Source organism: Mycobacterium sp. TH-M82 (genome assembly GCF_057473605.1).
In genome coordinates this window covers 1-2,712 of sequence record NZ_JBYCKY010000431.1, presented here as the reverse complement: position 1 = coordinate 2,712, position 2,712 = coordinate 1, and the positions used below count along the sequence as shown (strand labels likewise).

The window sequence follows — 2,712 nt, the reverse complement described above, 5'->3', positions numbered from 1 at the left end:
CGCAGAAGTACTCGGCGACTTTGATGACCAACATGAAAAAAGTGGCGTGCGCCCAGTAGAAAGTCTCGGGATTGAGCGCGTGGTAACGCCGGCCGGCCGTGTCCACCCCCTTGATGGTGTTGTGGTAGCCGGTGATCTGCCGACCGGTCTGCGCGGCGCGTTCACCGTCGTAGACAACGCCCATGATCGGGTACACCGAACGGGCCACCCGCTGTAGCGGTTCGCGCAGCAGGATCGAATGTTCCTCGACGGCCGCACCGAGTTCGGGGTACATGTTCTGCAGCGCCCCGATCCACACCCCCATCATTCCCGTGCGGAGATCGCCAAAGTACTTCCAGGTGAGGGAATCCGGTCCCAGTGGGCCGGCGGACGTCGCGGTGGGGGTCGCTGCGGGGATCGATGTCGGGGTCATCGCAACCTCCTCGTCGTTGCGGCCACGATAAGCTTTGACAACACGCGTTGTCTACGTTTCGGCGCGCATCGGCTCGCGGTGTTATCGACTTTCCACAGCCGCGTCGTAACCCTGTGACCAGGAGTTTGCCGGCGGGCGCCGCGGACGGCCGCGTGCGGTGCCCCCGGTGAACGGACGGTGCACCGCGGGGCGCGGCCCGGTGCCCGGAGCGCCGTCGTTAGCCACCGCTGAAATTCGCCCCGCGCGAGCATCGGATGGTAATTGCGGCGCGTTTGCTCGGGCGCCGGGCTTCGGTGCCAGGGGCCGGAGTGGCGCGGTAAACGAGCGGCGCGCCACGGTGGGAAGTGTTGGTGAAAGCGCCAGAAAAATTTAACTGGACACGTTTTTGTATAGGGATAGACTCAGTTCCTCGCCAATTAGGTGACGATTTACTTAGTGAAGTCCAAAGGAGACGGGCTATGTCGTTTCTGAACGTGACACCCGACGCCGTGACGTCGGCGGCCGGCAATTTGGAAACCCTCGGCTCGTCGCTGAACGCGGCGAATGCTGCGGCGGCCGGCGGCACCACCGGAATGGCTGCCATGGCGGGCGACGAGGTGTCGGCGGCCCTGCAATCGACGTTCGTCACCTACGCGCAGGGATATCAGGCGGTCAGCGCCAAAGCTGCGGCTTTCCACGCGCAATTGGTGAAGGCGCTGAACAGTAGTTCGCTCGCGTATTTGGGCGCCGAGATGGCCAACGCCAGGCAGACGCTGGGCGCCGACATCGCCGCCGCGCAGCAGGCGATGGGCGCCGATGCCACCGCCGCCGCGCGGGTCATGAAGGCCGACGCTGCCGGCGCCGGACGGGCCATGGGCGCCGACCTCGCCGCCGCGCGGCTGGCCGCGAAGGCCGACACGGTCGCCGCGGGGCGGGTTGCGCGGGCCGACGTCGCCTTGCTCAGGCGGGATGTCGCGAGCGTGGTGAACCCGCCGGCCGAGAGGCTGCTGGGGCATCCGCTGATCGGGACCGGCGGGCACGCCACATCCGGCGGCGGCACCGGCAGTAGCAGCGGAGGCAGCCCGTCCGGCGGCGGCACCGGCAGCAGTAGCGGCAGCAGCAGCGGCAACACCACGGCCACCGGAAGCGCGGACGGTGGCGGCGCGACCAAGCAACCCATCAGCACGCCACCTGTCACCACGCAACCGGGCACCACGCAACCCATCACCAAGGTCCCGCCCGTCACCACGCAACCCGTCGCCAAGACCGGTACGGTTGCCGTCACCGACCCCAGCGCTACCACCGCCACCGCCGCCACCACCACGCAGGCCGTTGACGCCACGAGCACCGCGACCGGCGCCACCGCCACCACTGCCAGCACCGGCTCGGTCGCCACCGCCGGCACCGGCACCAGCACCGGGGTGACCGTCGGCTCGGCCACCGGCAGTAGCACCGGGTTGACCATCGGCTCGGGCACCGGCACCAGCACCGGGGTGACCGTCGGCTCGGCCACCGGCAGTGGCACCGGGTTGACCATCGGCTCGGGCACCGGCACCGGCACCGGCAACGCAACCGCTCCCGCCACTGGCACCGGCACCGGCACCGCAACAAGCACCACCGCGGCGCCCCTGCCCGTCGTGGATGTGAACACCCCGTTCGGTCCCATCGAGATCTCGGTGAGCCAGACGCCCCTGGCGAACGGGATGGTCGGCTGGTCGGGATCGGTGACCCTGCCGCAGCCGCTCGTGGTGGCCGCAGACGCGGTGGGCGCCCAGATCAGTGCGATGGCCGCGCTCCAGGACAGCGTCACGACGTTCACCACGGCGGTGCAGACGGGGCAGCCGCTGGTGGCCGCCGAGGCGCTGGTGCGCATGCCCTACGAGGTGGCAAACGGCTACCTCTACGGGCAGGCGACGATAACGGCACAGCTGCCGGCGCCGACCGGGTACAGCTCGGCGTATGCGAACCTGCCCGTCGGGGGGCTGCTGTCGGCCGCCCGTCCGATCACGGTGACCCTGGATCCCATGGACGGCGCCGCGCCGACCGTCGTGACGTTGTCCGGCAGCGAACTGGGGGGCATCGCGACCGCACTGTAAATGTGACACTCGCGCGATCAGGCCCTTGGTTGCGACGTGTGACACATGCGGGGCGAGTGTCATTGCCTGGCTCTGCGAGAAGCACCTAACGTTGATTGAGTGGAAGTCGCGCCCCGCGATCCGGACACGGGCGAAGTCGAAGAACCGGTGACAACCGCGGCGCTCTCCACTCTTCGGCGGCTCCCTCCGGTCTCGATACAGAACGCCACCCAGTGGTTGCACACC

2 protein-coding genes are annotated in these 2,712 nt (G+C 68.7%); one reads left to right on the top strand and one right to left on the bottom strand.

Annotation, left to right across the window (positions count from 1 at the left end; all coding sequences use genetic code 11):
* Positions 1-412, bottom strand: a 412-nt coding sequence (locus tag AC2VON_RS13430; RefSeq protein WP_486953410.1) for an oxygenase MpaB family protein, incomplete at its 3' end; no start/stop codon positions are given.
* A gap of 458 nt (positions 413-870) precedes the next feature.
* Here AC2VON_RS13430 and AC2VON_RS13425 point away from each other — a divergent pair.
* Positions 871-2,487 (top strand): PE family protein, encoded by a 1,617-nt coding sequence (locus tag AC2VON_RS13425; protein WP_486953409.1) that lies wholly within the window; start codon positions 871-873, stop codon positions 2,485-2,487.
* Positions 2,488-2,712 lie beyond the last annotated feature (225 nt).

Excerpts from the sequence above, each read along its gene's own strand:
- AC2VON_RS13425 (WP_486953409.1), top strand. The coding sequence starts at position 871 with ATGTCGTTTCTGAACGTGACACCCGACGCCGTGACGTCGGCGGCCGGC.